At 62.2% G+C, this 19,223-nt stretch carries 19 protein-coding genes; 6 read left to right on the plus strand and 13 right to left on the minus strand.

Annotation, left to right across the window (positions count from 1 at the left end):
* Window positions 1-11: 11 nt before the first annotated feature.
* From CJEIK_RS10095 to CJEIK_RS10115, 5 genes are all read right to left on the minus strand, one after another.
* On the minus strand, window positions 12-698 hold the full coding sequence (locus CJEIK_RS10095; RefSeq protein ID WP_011274191.1) for a demethylmenaquinone methyltransferase: 687 nt from the start codon (window positions 696-698) through the stop codon (window positions 12-14).
* Between the two features lie 28 nt (window positions 699-726).
* Complete coding sequence (locus CJEIK_RS10100; protein ID WP_005292058.1) at window positions 727-2,049, minus strand: glycosyltransferase family 4 protein; 1,323 nt, start codon at window positions 2,047-2,049, stop codon at window positions 727-729.
* Between the two features lie 92 nt (window positions 2,050-2,141).
* Entirely contained in the window at window positions 2,142-2,618 is a 477-nt protein-coding gene (locus CJEIK_RS10105; protein ID WP_005292061.1) for a DUF3592 domain-containing protein, read from the minus strand.
* Window positions 2,615-4,501, minus strand: coding sequence for a 2-succinyl-5-enolpyruvyl-6-hydroxy-3-cyclohexene-1-carboxylic-acid synthase (menD, locus tag CJEIK_RS10110; RefSeq protein ID WP_011274192.1), 1,887 nt, complete (start codon window positions 4,499-4,501; stop codon window positions 2,615-2,617). The genes CJEIK_RS10105 and menD overlap by 4 nt, the downstream gene beginning before the upstream one ends.
* Window positions 4,502-4,512: 11 nt before the next feature.
* Window positions 4,513-5,631 (minus strand): o-succinylbenzoate synthase, encoded by a 1,119-nt coding sequence (locus tag CJEIK_RS10115; protein WP_005292066.1) that lies wholly within the window; start codon window positions 5,629-5,631, stop codon window positions 4,513-4,515.
* Between the two features lie 44 nt (window positions 5,632-5,675).
* Here CJEIK_RS10115 and CJEIK_RS10120 point away from each other — a divergent pair, with 44 nt between their 5' ends.
* Window positions 5,676-6,638: a 1,4-dihydroxy-2-naphthoyl-CoA synthase gene (locus tag CJEIK_RS10120; RefSeq protein WP_034964042.1), complete on the plus strand. Its 963-nt coding sequence runs from the start codon at window positions 5,676-5,678 to the stop codon at window positions 6,636-6,638.
* Between the two features lie 657 nt (window positions 6,639-7,295).
* Here CJEIK_RS10120 and CJEIK_RS10125 read toward each other — a convergent pair.
* From CJEIK_RS10125 to CJEIK_RS10135, 3 genes are all read right to left on the minus strand, one after another.
* Window positions 7,296-8,573 carry an ABC transporter permease gene (locus CJEIK_RS10125; RefSeq protein ID WP_005292072.1) on the minus strand — a complete coding sequence of 426 codons (1,278 nt, stop codon included), beginning with the start codon at window positions 8,571-8,573 and terminating at the stop codon, window positions 7,296-7,298.
* A complete protein-coding gene (locus CJEIK_RS10130; protein ID WP_005292074.1) occupies window positions 8,566-9,357 on the minus strand; it encodes an ATP-binding cassette domain-containing protein in 792 nt (263 codons plus the stop codon). The genes CJEIK_RS10125 and CJEIK_RS10130 overlap by 8 nt, the downstream gene beginning before the upstream one ends.
* Before the next feature lie 785 nt (window positions 9,358-10,142).
* Window positions 10,143-10,952, minus strand: coding sequence for a pseudouridine synthase (locus tag CJEIK_RS10135; protein WP_005292077.1), 810 nt, complete (start codon window positions 10,950-10,952; stop codon window positions 10,143-10,145).
* Between the two features lie 81 nt (window positions 10,953-11,033).
* Between CJEIK_RS10135 and CJEIK_RS10140 the strand changes: the two genes are divergently transcribed.
* The 4 genes from CJEIK_RS10140 (at window position 11,034) to CJEIK_RS10155 (ending at window position 14,999) form a co-directional block, all read left to right on the plus strand.
* Entirely contained in the window at window positions 11,034-12,008 is a 975-nt protein-coding gene (locus tag CJEIK_RS10140; RefSeq protein WP_005292080.1) for a DoxX family protein, read from the plus strand.
* A 207-nt stretch (window positions 12,009-12,215) separates the two neighbouring features.
* The gene (locus CJEIK_RS10145; RefSeq protein WP_005292083.1) at window positions 12,216-12,581 is read left to right on the plus strand and encodes a hypothetical protein; all 366 of its coding nucleotides are present in this window, start codon (window positions 12,216-12,218) and stop codon (window positions 12,579-12,581) included.
* A 57-nt stretch (window positions 12,582-12,638) separates the two neighbouring features.
* The gene (locus tag CJEIK_RS10150; protein WP_231913363.1) at window positions 12,639-13,970 is read left to right on the plus strand and encodes an AMP-binding protein; all 1,332 of its coding nucleotides are present in this window, start codon (window positions 12,639-12,641) and stop codon (window positions 13,968-13,970) included.
* A 132-nt stretch (window positions 13,971-14,102) separates the two neighbouring features.
* Complete coding sequence (locus CJEIK_RS10155; protein WP_005292086.1) at window positions 14,103-14,999, plus strand: 1,4-dihydroxy-2-naphthoate polyprenyltransferase; 897 nt, start codon at window positions 14,103-14,105, stop codon at window positions 14,997-14,999.
* A gap of 65 nt (window positions 15,000-15,064) precedes the next feature.
* Here CJEIK_RS10155 and CJEIK_RS10160 read toward each other — a convergent pair whose 3' ends face one another.
* Window positions 15,065-15,757: a hypothetical protein gene (locus CJEIK_RS10160; protein WP_005292087.1), complete on the minus strand. Its 693-nt coding sequence runs from the start codon at window positions 15,755-15,757 to the stop codon at window positions 15,065-15,067.
* Window positions 15,758-15,776: 19 nt separating this feature from the next.
* A complete protein-coding gene (locus tag CJEIK_RS10165; protein ID WP_005292092.1) occupies window positions 15,777-16,124 on the minus strand; it encodes a DUF4229 domain-containing protein in 348 nt (115 codons plus the stop codon).
* Window positions 16,125-16,208: 84 nt separating this feature from the next.
* Between CJEIK_RS10165 and CJEIK_RS10170 the strand changes: the two genes are divergently transcribed.
* Window positions 16,209-16,586: a hypothetical protein gene (locus CJEIK_RS10170; protein WP_231913362.1), complete on the plus strand. Its 378-nt coding sequence runs from the start codon at window positions 16,209-16,211 to the stop codon at window positions 16,584-16,586.
* Here CJEIK_RS10170 and CJEIK_RS10175 read toward each other — a convergent pair whose 3' ends face one another.
* From CJEIK_RS10175 to rfbC, 3 genes are read right to left on the minus strand one after another with little or no spacing between them, the layout of a single operon-like run.
* Window positions 16,587-17,648, minus strand: coding sequence for a phosphotransferase family protein (locus CJEIK_RS10175; protein WP_005292097.1), 1,062 nt, complete (start codon window positions 17,646-17,648; stop codon window positions 16,587-16,589).
* 4 nt (window positions 17,649-17,652) lie between these two features.
* On the minus strand, window positions 17,653-18,528 hold the full coding sequence (gene rfbA, locus CJEIK_RS10180) for a glucose-1-phosphate thymidylyltransferase RfbA (RefSeq protein ID WP_005292098.1): 876 nt from the start codon (window positions 18,526-18,528) through the stop codon (window positions 17,653-17,655).
* The gene (gene rfbC, locus CJEIK_RS10185) at window positions 18,528-19,223 is read right to left on the minus strand and encodes a dTDP-4-dehydrorhamnose 3,5-epimerase (protein WP_005292101.1); all 696 of its coding nucleotides are present in this window, start codon (window positions 19,221-19,223) and stop codon (window positions 18,528-18,530) included. Before rfbC ends, rfbA begins: the two co-directional genes overlap by 1 nt.

Consider the following 19,223-nt stretch of genomic DNA (forward strand, 5'->3'; position numbering starts at 1 on the left):
ATAAGTTCCAGTTAGTCGCGGATCGCGCTATGGAGCGCCACGATTCCGCCGGTGAGGTTCTGCCAGCCGACCTCTCGCCAACCGCAGTCGCGAATCTCCGCGGCGAGTTCCTCCTGGTCAGGCCAGGCGCGGATAGATTCGGCGAGGTACTCGTAGGCATCCGCGTTAGAGCTAACCACCTTGGCGACCTTCGGCAGGGCGCGCATCAGGTATTCCTTGTAGACCGTCTTGAAGATCGGGACGACGGGGGTGGAGAACTCCGCGACAGCGAGCTTGCCGCCCGGCTTCGTCACTCGCGCCATTTCGCGCAGGCCGGCACGGAAATCCACGATGTTGCGCAGACCGTAGTTGATCGTCACCGCGTCGAAGGTCGCGTCGGCGAACGGCAGGTTCGTTCCGTCCGCGCACACCATCGGCACATTGCGGTGGGAGCCGGCGGCGAGCATGCCGAAGGAGAAGTCGCAGGCGATGCAGGTGGCACCCGTGCGGGCGAACTCTTCGGTGGATACGCCCGTGCCTGCGGCGAGATCGAGCACCAGGTCGCCGGGCTTCAAGTCGAGGCGCTTGCGGGTACGGATGCGCCAATAGCGATCCTGCCCGAAGCTCAACACCGTGTTGGTGAGGTCGTAGTTCTTGCCTACCGCGTCGAACATCGACGCGACTTCATGCGGCTTCTTTTCCAAACTTGCCCGAGACACGACTCACATCTTAGCGCGGGCGCTTCGCCTACTTCGCGGCGGGCTCGGCGCTGACCTGCGGGGCAGACTCGGCCGAAGTCTCAACGGTGGCCTGGGCGGTGGTCTCCTCGGTGGTCTCCTCAGCTGCGGGACGGGGCACTTCGCGCACCCCCGTGAAGTCGCGCTGCGAACCCTTGCGCGGGGCCGCCTTGCCACCCTGTGCGATGGCCTGGCGGTAGTAGCCGAGCAGCTGGTCGCACAGGCTGGACCAGCTCTTGTTCTGCACGCCCTCAAAGGCGTTGTCGCGGTAGGTATCCACGTCCCCGGCCAGGATGGTGTCCACCGCTTCGACCAGCTCGGCCTCGAAGTTCTCGACGTTCAGCAGATAGCCGTTGTGGCCCGGCTTGATCAGGTCGATAGGGCCACCGGCAGCCGGGCCGATGGTCGCCACGCGGGAAGCCTGGGCTTCCTGAATCGCCTGGCAGAACGTCTCGTACTGCCCGGTATGCACGAAGATGTCCAGGCTGGCGAAGGCATGAGCCAGGTCCTCGCCGTACAGCCCGCCGGTGAACACTGCGGTGGGCATCCGAGACTTGAGGTCATCCATCTCCGGGCCGTCGCCGACGATCACCAGCTGCACGTCGTCCCGGCCGTTCAGGGCAGCCATACGCTCCACGGACTTCTCGGCGGCCAGACGGCCGACGAAGCCGACGATGGTGCGGCGACCCTCCAGGTCGGCGGCCTCGCCAACGTTGCCGCGCTTCTTCTCGCCCTCCAGCAGCCATTCGCGGCGCAGCTCGTCGGAACGCTTGGAGGGGTGGAAGCGCTCGGTATCCACGCCGCGCCCCCAGTGCGCCACACCCCGCACCCGGTTTTCTTCCAGCTCGCGCATCGTCACGGAGCTCGGGGCAAGCGTCATGGCGCACATGTTGTGCATGACGCGCACCCAGCGCCAAGCCATCTTGGACAGGAACTTCATTTTGTAGTTGTTGGCGAAGCCCGCGACGTCGGTCTGGAAAATTGCCACGCAAGGCAGCTTCAGTGCCCGCGCTGCCACGGCACCCGCGCCGCCGAGCACGAAGGGGCTGGCCAGGTGAACCACGTCGGGCTGGAACTTCTTCAGCTCCGTGTACACGCTCGGCATCGGCACGCCGATCGGCAGGGAGTTAATACCCGGCACGTCTACGGCGGGCACGCGGGCGATGCGGTAGCCCTCGTAGGTCGCAATTTCCTCTTGCCCATTCGTTGCCCCCGGGGCGATCACCAGCGCTTCGTGTCCGTTGGCACGCAGGTGCTCCAAAACTCGGAGCACGGAATTGACCACGCCGTTTACGTTGGGCAGAAAGCTCTCGGCAACAATTGCAACTCGCATACCCTTCAGCTTCCCTTTTGTAGTTCACGCCCGCGTTTCGTCTGGGTAAAAACATTAACAAGTCTAGGCAAACAGAAGGTTACTTTCACCACTCAAAGTTTGTTTTTCTTCTGCCAGCGTCGGATCAGCAGCATCAGCATGGCACACACGCCCAGCCCTACGGCCATGGACGATAGTGCCGGCAGGAAAGCCAACGTCCATCCCCTCCCCTGCACCTTTACATTCTCGGGGTCGCTGACTTGGTATTCGACGCGCACGTTCTGCCCCTCCACCAGGCCAGAAGGGTACTTTAGCCCCTCCTCGGGCTGCTGGAAGTTGCCGTCTGCGTCGCGGAAGCGCACGGTGGTCCGCAGCGTCTGTACCGAGACCACCTCCGCCGTCGCCTCGGCTTTGTCTCGCGAGATCGCAAAATCATCCATCGCAGAGGTCACGATCATCCCGCCGCACACCAGCATCACCAGCCCTGCCAGGGCAATAACGGCTTGCTTCGCGCGCCGCAGTCTGCGCGCCGTCCGGATTTGTTTCGGGGTGAGCGTGTCGTTCCTCGCGCGATCTATTGTGCGGTTCATCGTGTGCCCGCAATTCTTTTTTCTATTTCTTGACGCCCACGCCTGCTCACCTTTACTTCCAGCACCGTGATCCCGCTTCCGCCGATTTCGGCGTGCTCGTCGATAACTGTGGCGAGTTCTTCCACGCTGGTAGCCAGCTTGTGTTCCACTCCGAACCCGGCGCAGAGCTCCGCGAAGTCCAGGTCCAGTGGCGTGCCGAAGACCCGCTCGAAGGCAGCGGTGCCGTCGGCGAAGGTGCGCAAGTTCTCGGCACCGGGCTCGAGGGTTTCGAAGATCCCGCCGCCACTATCGTTGGTCAGCACGATCAGCAGGTTGTCGGGGCGCGGCTCGAGCGGCCCGATGTTCAGCCCGCCGAGGTCGTGGGCGAATGTCAGATCCCCCATCACGGCGATGGTGCGCGGCGCGCGGATCGCAGTCGGGTCGGCGTGGGCGTGCGCCATCGCCGCGCCCACGGCGGTGGAGATAGTCCCGTCGATCCCCGCCGCCCCACGGTTGGCGATCGCCTGCACGCCGTCAAAAGGCAGCCCGGCGCGGGAGGCATCCCGCACCGCCGTAGACGCCCCTAGTACCAGGAGGTCCCCGTCGCGCAGGGCGTCCGCAACAACGGCCACAGCATGCACCGCGGTGAACGGTTCGCGCTCGGCCAACCCGTCGCGGACCTGATTCACGCCCATGTCGCTGATGGCGCGGGCGACCTGCAGCCAACTTTCCGGCTGCTCGCCGCGCGGCCGGACGGTGCTGCCGACCTCATCAACATTGTCGAAAACATCGGTGACGTTACGGGTGTCGCTGAGGGCGATGACGTTGATGTCCTTGTTGGCCAGGAGCTTTGTGACGCCACGGTGGAGGGTTGGCCGACCGATCACCACGATCTGTTCCGGGATGGTGACCGCCGAGTGTTCGCCGTCGCTTACGACCTGGGTACTGAACATGTCTACGGCCGCACTGTGCACGGGGAAGTCGGGTGCCGGGGCGACGGGTTCCGCGACGGTTGGCACGTCCGCTAGTTCGTCCATGATCGAACGCGCCCAGGCGACGTCGCTGACGGAGCCCGCGATGACGAGCGTGCGGCGGGAGAGGTCCACCTCGACCTGGCCATAGGGCAGCTTCCGGGGGCCGCGGGTGGGCTGGCTGGGAGCGTGCGAGTCGTGCGCACCCTCGGTCGTTGCCGCATCTTCAGCGGCGGCGATTTCGCCCGCCCACAGCGATAGCTCGTCCAGCGTCGGCGGCACGAGCGGTTCCCGCAGCGGCACGTCCAGGTGGGCTCCGCCGCCGTCGATGGGATCTGTGGCGGCATTGATTAGCTTGCGCACCAGGTCGCGGAGCTCCCCTGCGGCACCTGCAGCGGCGCCTTCCAGCGCCAGTTCGCCAGTGTTCAGGGTGCATACGGAATGGGTGCCGAAAATCTCCGCCTGGTCGATGGTCTGGTTGGCTCCCGAGCCCAGCATGGAAAGCGGCCGATTCGCCGAGAGCACAACCAGTGGCACGCCAGAGAGCGTGGCCTCCACCATGGCCGGCAGGCAGTTGGCCACGGCCGTTCCGGAAGTCATGACGACCGGCACCGGCCGCCGCGATACCTTCGCCAACCCCAGCGCTAGGAAAGCTGCCGAACGCTCGTCTGTGCGGACGTGCAGGCGCACCCGCCCGACCCTTTCCGCTTCCACGAACGCCAGGTTCAGCGGCGAGTTCCGCGAGCCGGGGCACAGCACTGCCTCGCGCACACCGCTGCGAATCAGCTGGTCAACCAGCACCAACCCCGCACGCACTGCAATGGGGCTAGTCAGCGCGGCGGAGTGCGCTGCAGAATCTGCGGCAGAGCGTGTGCCAGAGCCTTGAGTCGGGTCCTGAGCCGGATCCTGGGAAGAACTATCAGCGTTAGTCACAGTTCCACAATCTACCTTCCGCCCGCTAGGTAGCTATAAGCCGCACGCAGGCGGTCCAGCCACCAATCACGTCGCTCGCCGGTAAGGCGGAACTCCGCCAGCCGGTCGGCATCGGGGGTTACGGCGCCGGTGTGCATGCGGCCATCGACGATCCGCCGTTCTGCGAGGTCGTGTTCAAAGAGCGTGCCGGTGGCCAGTCCGGCGGCGTTGGGTTCGGCGACCATGCCATCGTCATCGATGTGCACCAGGCTGGCGGCGGCCTGCAAACCCGCGCCGAGGCCAACCGCGGTATCCAGGGCCGAACTCACCGTGATGGATACGCCGCGTTGCGCGACCTCGCTGGCCACCCGGCGGAGCTGATCCACGCCCCCGAGCGGTGGCACCTTGAGCACGGCCACGTCGCACGCCCCCGCGTCGGTAACCTCCTTGACCGCTGTGATCGGATCCGCGCTCTTACGGATGGCCTCGTCGGCAGCAACGCGCACAAACAATCCCCGCCGCATGAGGCTCTGGCGCACCTCCGCCAGCTCGGCGACGGTGCGGCAGGGCTGCTCCACATAATCCAGCGGACCGTCGGCGACGAGGGTTTCTACGACCTCCAGGGCTTGCTGGACGGTCCAGCCACCGTTGGCGTCCATGCGGATCCTCGGGGCACGAACCCCCTGGTCCGCATACCACTGCCGAACTGCACGGACGCGCTGAACATCTTGGCGCATGCTGGCGGCCGGGTCGTTGGCCAGGGCGTTCTTCTCTGCGACCTTGACCTTCACAGTGGTGCAGCCCGGGTAGCGTGCCATAAGCTCGCCGATGATCCCCGGCTGGTCGTCTACGTCCACTGCGGGGATGGTGGCGTTGACGGCCACCCACTCATTGACGGGGGCTGAACCGCTAGTTCCATAGCCGTACTGGATCGCCGAACGCAGCCACAGGGAGGCCTCGGCCGGTTCGTATTCCGGAAAAGGGGCGAACTCGGCCCACTGGGACGGGGCGTCAATAAGAAGGGCCTCACGTACAGTCACGCCACGGAAGGGCACCCGCATCGGCAGGGCAACCACGTCGGCGCGCTCGAGTAACTCGGCGAGCGACGGCAGCGGAAAAGACAGGTGGGAAGATGCGGCGGAATGGTTCATGCTTCCTACCTTGCCAAAAGCGGCCGGCCGATAGAATGGCGGGCATGACTGATTCCAGCAACAACCCCTTCAAACCCGAGCTGTGGCGCCCGGTAGATGCGCCGGGTGTAAACAACTTCACGGACATCACCTACCACCGCCATGTTGGCGAAGGCCGCGCCAACGGCATCGTCCGCATCGCCTTCGACCGCCCAGAGGTCCGCAACGCCTTCCGCCCGCACACCGTCGACGAGTTGTACCGGGCGCTGGATCACGCGCGCCGCACCCCGGACGTTGGCACGATTTTGCTGACCGGTAACGGGCCTTCCCCGAAGGACGGCGGCTGGGCGTTTTGCTCCGGCGGTGACCAGCGCATCCGCGGCCGTTCCGGTTATCAGTACGCCACCAACCACGATTCGGACGTCGCCGCCGCTGGCGCCGATGGGGTGGACGAGGCCCGCGCGAAGGTGGAGGGCGGCCGCCTGCACATTCTGGAGGTGCAGCGCCTGATCCGCACGATGCCGAAGGTTGTGATCTGCCTGGTTAACGGCTGGGCCGCCGGTGGCGGGCACAGCCTGCACGTGGTGTGCGACCTGACCCTGGCCTCCCGCGAGCACGCGAAGTTCAAGCAGACGGACGCCGACGTCGGCTCCTTCGACGCAGGCTATGGCTCCGCCTACCTGGCCAAGCAGGTGGGCCAGAAGTTTGCCCGCGAGATCTTCTTCCTCGGTGAGGCCATCGACGCTGAAACGATGCACCAGATGGGTGCCGTCAACCGGGTGGTGGACCACGCGGATCTGGAGGACACCGCCATCGAATGGGGCCGCAAGATCAACACCAAGTCCCCCACCGCGCAGCGCATGCTGAAGTTCGCCTTCAACCTAACCGACGATGGGTTGATGGGCCAGCAGGTCTTCGCGGGTGAGGCTACGCGCCTGGCCTACATGACCGACGAGGCCGTAGAAGGCAAGGATGCCTTCCTAGAAAAGCGCGAGCCGAACTGGGACGACTTCCCGTACTACTACTAACTAAGACAGTCCGGGGCTCTCTAAGACAAGTCTTCTTTGACAATTCTGCGCCCTTGGCGAAGCCCGCCTGTCGTCCAATGACTCAGGACGCACAGCACCAAAGCAAGAACTGAAGTGAGTACGACATGCGGCTCCGTGGGCGCAGGTATCAGCCGAGAATCCCCTAGAGGGACTAAAGAACGGTAAGCAGGCATAAACCCCTGGATTGCGATACAAGCCGCATAGAAGCCCAGGGAGCTAACTCCCGCCCAGTAGGGACCAATCCACGGTGATAGCCCCAGAGTCACCGATGCTACAAGGGTGCTGCTCGTCAGAATCATCAACACTACGACGTTGGCAGGGTAAATTCTCAATAGCTGCCCCATTGCCACCGCCGCCACAAGCCATATACTCACGAAGGTCACGCACAGAGAAAACAATGCAACCCCTCGTGCACGTGAGGAACTGCCTTCCCATTGAGCACTTAGAGGTTCAATCAGAACTGCCACCACAGTACTCAAAAGTAAGAAGACCAACTCCACGTAGAGCACGTATTTAGGCTCATATACCGTGTCCCAGTTCACTTGAAATCCACCATCGCCAACCAAGACAACTGCAAACACTGCCAGGAGGGAGGCGCCCACAACCCAACCCAGCCTTCGGGTCTGCCAACCGTACTTAAGAAGCTGCATTGGTACCGCCAGAATAACTGCAGGTACTCAGTTCTTTACTGTGTTCCTGCACGATCATTTCCATCTGAACGTCATTAAACTGTCGCTCTTTAGGATGGTCTGGTTCGCTACTAAAAGTTTCACGGGCCGTGACTGGAACCCTAGACAACAGCCAGTCGTTAACTTCGAAAGAAGTGTTGACAGCAGACTCGGAGGATTCCGGTCCACACACTAGAACTCCGGAAATAGCCTCGATCAATAAAGCACCAAAACGAGATCCTTGACCAGGCTTAAGCTCTACAATTCCAACGCCATAAGGCAAAGGCTTCGCTGTATCGACCAGGGACGAATCTTTCATTTCATAGAAACCCGCCCTCGACCTCCCTACAACATCATCGACTGCATTGAGCGAGGTTCTAATTCTTGCTAATTCGGGCTGGTTCTCCTCGTGTACACACACTGTGCGCTCACCAACTACTTCACAGACCTGTTTTTCTCTGGCAGAGGCAGAATACTCAAAAACCTCCACGGGGCCGGCAGGCGAAACCAAAGCGATGATAAACACAGCGATAGGGGCAGCCAAGGACATAGTCACTCTAGAAATGACACCCCGAGACCTCGTAGCGCCAGCACTATAGAGAGCAAGAACCAAAATCACTATAAAGACAAGCCCCAACAGTAATTGCCGGTTCAGCCAACTATCTGAATAAATGAAACTAGGTAGCTTCTCAGCCGGAAGTATCGGAATAAACCGCAAGGTCGAAAATCCATTAACTGCAGACATGGGAAGCACAGCGAGAAGGGCAACCGCAATCAGGGATACTTTCAGATCAGCAGCCAAGTAGCCAATGACATGACCAAGAAACACCGAAAATACAATCGATCCTAAGATGGCCAGGTATAGTTTAAACTCCGGTGTTCCACCCCCAGCTGTTGCAATAGCAAAGCTGAAGCAGATAAGCAGTACGGCAACAACGCTAAATATAGACACCGCTAACCACGTTAATGTTGTCCAGATAGACTGCCCGTAAGGGCTAACTCGAGTTCCTGCCATAGTGCTTATCCGCCCCGGAGAGTGCCCGAGGACCTGCAGCACCGCAGCTATCCCGCCTACAAGTGGCATCACGACGACAAGTGAGTTCGACAAGTTCGACTCAATAAGACCCCACTGCTGATAGGGAGCCTTCAACAGCTCAAGTTGAAAGAGGACTTCCGTTAAGGTAATTACACAGGCACCCGCAAGCATGATCCAACCGAGGGAAGACCGAGCATACAATCTAATCATGCTTCGGACTCTCCCCATTCTGGGATCGCAGACTCTGAACCAAGTCCGAGTACCCAGCTTCAAACTCAGTTCCATATCGAAGGTCATCGCTGGTAGCCAGCCCCTCTCCCATACCCTCGAGCGACCCGGAGTACAGGAGCTGCCCCTCTGCTATGACCCATACATCATCAGCCAGATACCGAAGATCTTCCATATGGTGGGTAGAAATAAGAACGAGCCTGTCATCGCTAGCAGCGTCGGCAATGCATTTCCGCATTAGCATTCTCGATTCCGGATCCAACCCTGTAGTGGGCTCGTCGAGAATCATTACCTCCGGCTCGTGTACAAGGACGCACGCGAGTCCAAGCCGTTGCCGTTGTCCACCCGAGAGCGCACCAGCCTTCAGCACTTGCTGCTCATTCAGACGAACAACATCAAGCGAATTTTCCACAGCACGATTAAGTTGCTTCCCCGTTAGACCATTAACCCATCCAACATATTCAACAGTGTCTTTGACACACATCCCGGGAACAAACGTGAAACGCTGCGGTAAGTAGCCAATAGAAGAGTTTCTCTGATACTCATCCATCGTTTTCCGCCCATGCTCTGTCACCAGGCAGACTGAACCCTTCGGGGATTTCAACCGACCAGTGACAATATTCAGCAAGGTACTCTTACCGGAACCATTCGGCCCCAAGATACCCGTGACACCTTCATTAAAAGTTCCGGTAATGGAGCGCAACACTGGCTTCTTACCAAGGATCTTCCTATACGAGAAGCTCAGTTCTTCTATTGACAGTTTCATGCGTCGGAACTCAAAACCACAGGAAAGTTAGCAACGCACACCGCGATCTCCTTGCTTCTTATTACCAGTATCGCTTCTGGTTTCGCCAAAGTATGTCCCCCTTCCTTTACATACTCCATACGCGCGAATGGCTCCGTTTCCATACCCCCAAGATTCACCAATCACCTCATCGGGAAGAAACTTCCGATCCTTCCGCAACTGCACTCGAAATCCAACAGGATTGGCGCAGTCAAACCGTCCTCCCTGGACCCCTAGCCCTCTCCCGTTCTGCCCCACGGCCCAGGTATGAAGTCGGCAATTCCCTGCTGCTGTGGTCATAAAACCACCCTCCACCCTCTCATCAGGATGGGCAACCCCCTCTTGCCTATCAACAAGCCTTCCATTAGGCTCCCGCAAGTTGTTCTCAACAACAGCATGACCGACATCCTCTGCCTGCGCACTCTGAATCGCACCCCCTGCAAGCCCCATAACTGACACCAAGCCCGCAACCACAGCTTTCATTTTCACCATTTTGGATCCATCTCCTTTTCAACATCGGGGCAGCAACTCCACCCTCAAAGGCATTAAATCCCAACAAGAACGAGGCATCAATAAGATGATTAAATTTAACCACTTTTGGGGGCAAAATTGATTGGGCAAGAACACCCCTCCACTAGCCGCGCAGCTTATTCCATGCCGGGGGCATCGGGGCGTGCAAGTCCAGCACCTCGCCATCCGGCAGGGGCACCACCAGCCTGCAGGCGTGCAGCATCAACATCCGCACACCCTTTTCTGCGGCCGTCCGGTTAGCAGCGGGATTCCCGTAACGAGAGTCCCCGATGATCGGGTGGCCCAGATGCTGCAGGTGCACGCGGATCTGGTGCTTCCAGCCTGTCAACAGCTGTGTCTCCACGAGGGTGCCCGCAGTCCCCCCACGGTTTCTTCACCCACACCTTCGTTTCCGCCCGCTGCCCGGCGCGACGATCCACCACCGTGGCCGCCCCGGTTTTGCGCAGTGGCACATCTATCCGTCGCGGCTGCCCGCCGCCCCTTTTCATCCCACCGGCAACCACCGCCAGGTAGTAGCGCTGGATGTCCTCCCCGCCGGTACGCAGGAGCCCCTGAAGATGCCGCAGCATCTTCGAATTCTTCGCCACTATCAGCAGGCCAGAGGTCTCCTTGTCCAGCCGGTGCGCCAGCTCTAGTTCCTTTTCCTTCGGCCGTAGCACGCGCAGCGCCTCGATCACCCCAGCCTTGACCCCGCTGCCCACATGCACGGCGATGTTGGCAGGCTTATTCACCACAAGCAGGGCGCCATCCTCAAAAACGATATGCCGGGACAGCCTGCGGGCCAATTGTTCCGCCGCCTTGCGATCCCCCGTAGGCGTCGGTTTCTCCGCGGCGACTTCCAGGGCGGGCAAGCGAACCTTGTCGCCGGCAACGGTGCGCTGGTCGGGTTTACACTTGGCGCCGTTGACGGTGATCTGCTTGGTGCGCATCAGGCGGAACAGCACCGTGGCGGGTACGCCCTTGACCTGCGAGCGGATGTATTTATCCAGGCGGCGATCCGCCTGCGAGTCGCTCACAATCAGGGTCTGAGGTTCGGAATGATTCATGGTGGCTCTGGCCTCTACCTGTAGCGGATTGACCTGCCACAAACCCGGCCCTGCCAGCGCTAACTTGGTAGCGTTAGCGCCATGAATATTTTTAAAGATGTTTGCATCACGATTTCCCGCATACTCGTGGGCATCGTGCTGATTGCCCACGGTTGGCAAAAGTACAATTCCTGGACCATCGACGGCACTGCTAAATCTTTCGATTCCATGGGTGTGCCGTGGCCAAACGCCTCCGCGCAGATCGCAACCTACTTCGAGCTCGCCGCGGGCGTGCTGCTGATCCTTGGCCTACTGGTCCGGATCGTCGGCCCACTGCTGTTTATCCAAATGGCCTTCGCTTTTGGCTTCGCTCACTGGGGCAAGGGTGTCTTCGTCGCCGATGGCGGCTGGGAGCTCGTCGGGGTTCTGGGCGCGGCGGGCCTCGCCCTGGCTGCGTCCGGCTCGGGTCGCTTTAGCTTGGACTATCTCTTTATGACGCCCGTACGTGCCCGCAAGGAACGTAAGGAGAAGGCAGCGCAGGAGGCCAACGGTAGCTATACTCCCGCAGCCGCGCCTGCCGGAGCGGCTGGAGCCCCGAACGCAGCTCCAAATGCTGCTCCGAATACTGGCCAGAGCCCGTACGGCAGCTATGGGTCCGCCAACCAGGGCTCTAACTTCCAGGGCTCCAATTACCAGGGTTCTAATTTCCAGGGCTCGCCCGCGCAGGCCCCCAACAACCAGAGTTCCAACTTCTGGGGCAACAACCAGGGCAATAAGTCCCAGAACAGTAAACCCTGGAACAATCGAGGAAACGACGGCTACGCTGGCTACACCATCGGTGGCACGGACAACGCTGGCAGTGCTGGCGCCGCTGGCGTTGCCGGTGGCGCCGGTGCGGCGGGCATGACGAACGGCAGCGACGCTGATGCCCCTACCACCCAGTGGAACAGCGACCAGAGCGGTGGCCCCTCCAGCAACAACAGTTTTGGCGGCTTCTCCAGCTCCGGTTCAGATTCCGGCTCGGACAGCGGCTCCAGCGGTGGAGACGGCGGCGGAGATGGCGGCGGTGGCGACTAAAGGCCACAGGCCACCCACGCCCTGCATCTGAGCAGCACACACTACCCCGCAGGAGGGCAGAAACCCTCCTCCGCGGGGTTTTGTTTTTAAGTTCTCTAAACCCAAATAAGGTGGGTAGAAAAAATGCTTGACTTTTCCAACAATTGTTGATTACCCTATGTTTTAATATTGCCAATCCACGGATATTGAGGAAGGAGAGAGCGCATCATGTTCAACCCATTTAGTCAGCTCCGAGCAAAGCTCTGGACGACCGACACCACCGAGGGGCCCGACCCGGCAGCCCCCGACGAGACCAATGCCCCCGATGTCGCCGATGCGCTCCCCCTCCCCGAGGAGTACCGCATCTACCTCGAAGCCAACCGTGACCTCCCTACCCCCTTTTTGAACGCTTTGGATACTCGCAGCCCCTCTTACCTCGACATCATCGCCTACCTCATCGACACCGGAAAGACTCCCGCTACGCGCCAGGACGTGCAGGCCAGCTTCCTCGCCATTCATAAGCGCCTTCCCGGCCCGGCGGAGCTGGAATCTACCGTGAAGCGAGTCCAGGAGTTCGGCCTAGAGGCCAGCTAACCGCACAGCCCCACTGTTCGGAGAATGCTGCCCGAGCCGGCTTGTACATTGGTCAGCATGACCGGAAACTCTTCCCTCGTCCCCCTGCAGCCGACCGTCATCAGCGCGGCCTCGCCCGAGCTTTTCGCCACCTCCCTGGAGGCTCTAAAGCGGCTGCTCGCGGAGGAAATCTCCATCCTCCCCCTCCCCGCGGACTGGGAACAATCCTGCCCCGACCTGCCGAAACAAATGCGCGCAGGGAGTTCCTTGGCAGACGATCTGGTGGCGCCAGGCACGCTCATCGCCTGCACCTCTGGCTCCACAGGCACGCCGAAGGGTGCGGTGCTCGGGTCGCGGCAACTCACCACTAGTGCGGACGCCACCGCCTCCTTCATCGGGCGCCATTACCAAGCGCAGCCGGGGGCGTGGCTGCTCACACTTCCGGCCCATCACATCGCAGGACTGCAAGTGATGCTCCGCAGCCTTCGAGCGGGCTACACTCCCCTGGCCGCCGCGCACCTGCAAGCCCAACACCTACAAGCTCAGCGCGCGCACGCCGGCGCGCGCTTCACCGCAACCGGCTTCATCGCAGACACAGAAGCATTGGCGGAAACCTACCCGGACGTGGACCTCTACACCTCCCTCGTACCCGCACAGCTGGAAAGAATCGCTGAAGACCCCGCCGCCGTTAAAGCACTGAAACGCTACGCCTGCGTGCTGGTGGGTGGCGCGGCGGCGCGTGAGGGCGTCATAAAAAAGATGGCCGAGGAAGGAGCACAGATCGCGCTGACCTACGGCTCCAGCGAGACGGCGGGCGGGATGGTGTACAACGGCCAACCCCTGCCGGGCGCGCAGGTGCGGATCGACGGCGCGGACGAGCGCGGGGCCGGGCGTGTGCGGATCAGCGGGCCGATGGTGGCGGACGGGTATCGCAACGTCGATTCGGCGGAGGCGTTTCCGGTGGCAGGTGAGTTCGTGACTTCCGACATCGGAGTTGTGGACGGCGGCGAAGAGTCAGGCGGCACGCTGCGGATTCTCGGGCGCGCCGACGGGGCCATCAACACCGGCGGCTACAAGGTGCTCCCAGAAGAGGTGGAAAAGGCCATCTGCCAGCAGGTTCCAGGAGCCGAGGCTGCCTTTACGGCAGGCGTGGAGGATCCCAAGTACGCGGAGTTCGGCGAGTCAATCGGGGCGCTGGTAGTACTGCGAGAGGCTGGCAACGGCGCGGCCGAGCACCCCCGCGAAGTGACCGACCTGGTGCGCGAGGCAATGCGCGGGCAGGCGGGGCCAAGTCTGATTCCCCGGCGCGCCTGGGCTATCCGCGAGATGCCGACCACTGGGCCGGGCAAGACCGACCGGCAGCAAGCCGCCGCGATGCTGGACGAGCTCTACGGGCAGCCGCACTCGTAAACGCCCCGGCACCTACACACCCCAGCACCTACGAGCTTGGGTCCCGGCGCCTACGGACTAGACTGAAGAGGTTTGCGGCACCCCACAGGCGCGAGTGCCGCTCCCCAGTGCGAGCCCCAAGAAAGGCGGACCATGACTTCCACTCCCAGGCAGTATCCCGGCGCGACCCCGGCCCAGTGGCTGGAGGGAGCGCGCCCGCACACCTGGGCAAACGCCGTTGCCCCGGTGCTGGCTGGCACCGCGGCGGCCACCCTGGCAGGCGAGGCGAACCCACTTCGAGCCGTACTGGCCGGGATTGTGGCTCTGGCGATGATCGTCGGCGTGAACTACGCCAACGACTATTCCGATGGCATCAAGGGGACGGACGATGACCGCTCCGGCCCGCTGCGCCTAACCGGCAGTGGGCTCGTGGAGCCGAAGAAGGTCAAGTACGCGGCATTCGCCTCCTTCGGCGTGGGAGCGGTCGCCGGCATCGCGTTGAGCCTGCTGAGCGCCTGGTGGCTGGTCCTCGTCGGCGCAGCCTGCATCGCGGGCGCATGGTTCTACACCGGCGGCAAGAACCCCTACGGCTACCGAGGACTGGGCGAAGTCGCGGTGTTCGTGTTCTTCGGCCTGGTCGCGGTGCTGGGAACGGAATTCACCCAGACCGGCAGCGTGAGCTGGCGCGGCCTGCTGCTGGCCATCGCCGTCGGCAGCCTATCCAGCGCCGTGAACCTAGCCAACAACTTGCGGGACATTCCTACTGACGCCGCCACCGGCAAGATCACCCTGGCCGTTCGCCTGGGGGACGCAAACACCCGCCGCCTGTGGGTGGGGCTTGTTTCCCTGGCGGTAATCGTCACTATCGCCATCAGCATCGGCCACTGGTGGGGGCTTATCGCCCTGCTGGCGGTTCCACTATTCGTGGTGGCAGCCCGCCCGGTGACCGGCGGCGCGGAGGGCCGGGCGCTGATTCCCGTGCTGGGCATGCTGGGCCGCGGAATGCTGCTGTGGTCGGTACTGGAGTTTGCCGCCGCCCTGCTGGCCTAAGCTGGGTAGTCCCCTGCTGGCCTAGCCTGAGCAGCCCTGCTGATCCAGGCAGATCTAGCTTTGGGCTACGCGGGCGCCGGGCCGAAGTCCACCCCGCGGAAGCGGACATTGTCCGCGATCTGCTGGGTCAGGCCGTCCCGCCATGCCATGGGAACGGCGGAGCCCAACTTGAAGGTCACCCCGATCGCATCGACCTCGTAGATTCCTCGCGGCAAGCTCGGCACTGCTGCCTCCACCTGCACCGATTGGATGCGGTACACATCCAACGCAGACTGCGTCGGTACGCCAGGGCGACCGGGGCTACCGGGGCGGAGCACCACCTGAAGTGCAAACTCCCCATCCAAGACCCCGGCACTGCGCGTCCACTGATCGGCAAGCTCGGGGCCGAGCCCCACCGACTCCGGCCCCGCACTTTGGTAACGAGTGCTGATCACGTTCACCCGCGCAATGTCGCTCCATGGGATCCGTACAGCCGCATCCCCTACCCCCGAATCGTCCACGACAAGCGCCGGGTTGATCGTCGCACTGGAAGTAGCCCGCGCGTTGGCCTGTCGCTGGCTGGTGTACCAGCCAAACATCGCAAGCCCCACCAGGGCGAGGGCTACCAGCGGAATCAGAGTCTTCTCGACCACCATCATGGCTACACACCCCACAGCGAGGGCGGCGAACACTAGCCCAATAGCCAGCCCGCCGAGCTGCTTGCCCCGCTGTGTTCGCGGGTTTACCCACACCACAACGTCCTGGGGTCTGCCATACATGGCAGTCAGTTTAATCGCCTTAGTCGTCCAGGCGCTCGCGCAATTGGTTACGCAGCTCCTGCTTGTGGGCCTGCCTATCGGCATCCCACGCCGCCACCTGCCGGGTCACCCGCAACCGCAGGCCCTTGAACATGAACATCGACAGCGGCAGAGCCAGGATCAGCGCCAACGTCATGCTGATCAGCAGCGGGAAGTAGTTCGCCATTCCCAGCAACACCACAACCATGTGGATGATGAACGTCAGCACCAGGAACAAAACCAGGCGTAAGAAACCGTAGAGCGCAATGTCGCGTACTGCCTTGCCCTTGTCGACCGACGGGTTCTTGTCTTCCGTCGTGTCCTTTGCCTTCACATCATCTTTAGCCACGCCCCCAACACTACGTTCACCCCCTGGATAACCGGTAATCACCGGCTGGAAGTGAGCGCGGGTGAATCCTCTATGCTGGAGGCCATGGGTCGCCTTGTTTTGCTCATCTTGATCATCGTCACCATCGTGCTGCTGTGGAAGGCATTCGGTCCACAGACCTGGGGGAATGGGTCGCCGTTGAGGCGCAAGGGCGTCAATAATAAACAAGAAGGGCTTAGACACAAGGGGCCGGACGACGACCCGGACTTCCTGTGGAACATCGAAAAAGAGCGCTTCAAGAAGCGGCGCGCGCAGGAGGCCAAGGACGCGGAAGAGGCCGAGCGGAAGCGCCGCCAGGAGCTCCGCGAACAGCAGCAACGCGAGGCACGCGGCGACAAGCGCAGCGAGAACACCCGCGACGAGCAGAGGCCGAATGGTCCGGAGAACTCGGACGGCCCGGACGCTCCAAAAGACGGAGAATAGCTAGAGCAGCTCCACGCGCGGCGAACGGCCCGTGCGGTAGTGGTCGATAAGCAGGAAGATGTTGTCCCAGTCCTTGTAGACCTCCGCGCGGCGCAGCACGCCCGTATCCTCGGCGCTCTCGGAAGTGCGGCCACCATCCGGCGCACGGTACAGTGGCCCCGGCATCGGCTGCGGCACACCCGGCACAACGGGGGCTTGTCGGCGCTGCTCGTGCTGGATAATAGCCTGTTCGTAAACCATTTTCGGCAGCTCCGGGGCGATGCCCGCGAAGTGCGCATAGTCCAAGGCAGGATCGCCGACGGTCATGTCGGAAAAGTCGATCACACCCACGCCGCCTTCGGCGTTCCACAGCATGTGGTCCTCGTGCAGCTCCCCGTGGGTTAGAGCGCGCTGCTGCTCCGGACGGGAGATCATCTCGTCCACCTGCGCAAACACGCGCTCCACGAACTCCGCCTCTGCAGCGCTCAGATGAGGGGCCAGGATCGTTTCCGTGCGGGACTTCATCAGCTCCAACTTGCCCGGCAGGGTGCGCGGGGCGTGGTTCAACTCGCTGGTCGCCTCTCCGTCGGTCCACCAGGAATCCACGCGGCTCATCGGCAGCACATCCGGGTCGAAGGCGTGCATCGTGGCCAGCAGGCTGCCCAGCTGCTCGGCCACCCACGCGCGCTGGCTAGTGGACAGCGTTTGCCAGAGCTCGGCGGTCAGCGGTTCGCCCAGCAGCTCGGTCTGCATGGTCAGCATCACGGGCTCGGCGGTGTTGAAGGTCCCTCGCGCGTAGGCCTGCCGCACCGTCCCCGGCACCCGCACTTTGGTGCGGCGGAACAGCTGCGCGATCAGTGAGGATTCCAGCATCGCCTGTTCCCGGTATTCCTTCTCGAAAGGCACGCGCACCACGACGGACTCAGGCAGCATGTCGTTGAGTTCATACTCCTTTGAGCGCAGCCCGTCCAGAATCACCACTGCGTGGTCGATGCCCTGCTTCGGCACACGCTGGCCCGTCCATTCCAGGTCGCGCCAGGTGCGTGCGACCATCTCCGGGATGTTCTCGATCGAAATAGCCACTTGTCTACCGCTCTTTCCCACGCTTCAGCAGCCCGCTGAGGTACTGCCCGTAGGCGCTCTTGCCCAACTTCGACGCAGATGCCTGCAGCTCCGCATCGTTAATGTAGCCCAGGCGCCACGCGACTTCCTCCGGGCAGCTGATCTTCAGGCCCTGCCGCTGCTCGACTGCGCGGACGAAGTCCCCGGCGGCGGCCAGGTCGTCCACCGTTCCCGTGTCCAGCCAGGCAGTACCGCGCGGCAACACTTCCACGTGCAGGCGCCCCTCCGCCAAATAACGGCGGTTGATGTCCGTGATCTCCAGCTCGCCACGCTCGCTGGGTTCCAGGGATTTGGCGATCCGCACCACGTCGTTGGAGTAGAAGTACAGGCCGGGAACTGCATAGTTGGACTTCGGCTCCGCGGGCTTTTCCGCCAAGCTCAGGGCCGTGCCTTCGCGGTCGAACTCCACCACTCCGTATGCCTCGGGTTCGGCCACCCAATAGGCGAAGATCGCCCCGCCGTCCGGGTTGTGGAAGCGCCGCAGCTGAGTGCCCAGGCCAGTGCCGTAGAAGATGTTATCGCCCAGCACGAGGGCCACCGCGTCGTCGCCGATAAAGTCCTCGCCCACAATGAAGGCTTCCGCCAGGCCATTCGGTTGGTCCTGCACCGCGTAACTGATCTGCACACCGAACTGCGAGCCGTCGCCCAGCAGCCCGCGGAACTGCTGCGCATCCGCTCCCGTGGTGATCACCAGGATGTCGCGGATGCCCGCCAGCATCAGAGTTGTCAGCGGGTAGTAGATCATCGGCTTGTCGTACACAGGCACCAGTTGCTTGGAAATGCCCTGCGTGATCGGCCACAGCCGCGAGCCGGTTCCCCCGGCCAGGATGATGCCCTTCATCAGTCGGTTTGCTCCCACTCGTCGGCGGCCTGCAGCGCTTCGGCCCAGTCCGCGCGCAGCTGAGCCTCCCATGCCCGCACCTCGCGGTATTCGGGCAGGCGGTCGCGCACCTCGCTCAAGCTTGGCGCCGAATCGTCCTTGGTGGATAGTACGGCTTGTTCCTTAGTGACGCCCCAGGCTACAGCCAGTTCCGCATCAAACGGGTCGATACCGTATTCCCTCTGTGGGTTGTATGCCTCGGTGACCAGGTAGTTCACGGTCGTCTGGTCGGTGTGTGCGCGGAATCCGTGGCCCACGCCCAGGGGCACGTAGACGCTGAAGTTATTCTCCGCAGACAGCTCCACGGTGATGTGCTGGCCGAACGTCGGCGAGCCCACGCGCACATCCACCAACACATCCGTAATCGCACCGGAAAGGCAGCTGACGAACTTCGCCTGCCCCGGCGGCACATCCGCCAAGTGAATGCCCCGGACCACGTTGCGGGAGGAGCGCGAAAGGTTCCCCTGGGCCACCTCGAAGGGGTAGCCCAGCTTCTCGCCGAAAGCCTCCGCCTTGAAGCTTTCGTGGAAACTGCCGCGCTCGTCGCCATGCACCTTCGGCACATAAGCCCAGGCGCCGGGGATGGGGAGATCCACAATGCTGCCCGGTTCAGCGGTTGCCAGTAGCTCGTCGGTGCGCGGGGTGGTTTCACTCAT

It is taken from the genome of Corynebacterium jeikeium, from assembly GCF_028609885.1.
Taxonomy (GTDB): Bacteria; Actinomycetota; Actinomycetes; order Mycobacteriales; family Mycobacteriaceae; genus Corynebacterium; species Corynebacterium jeikeium.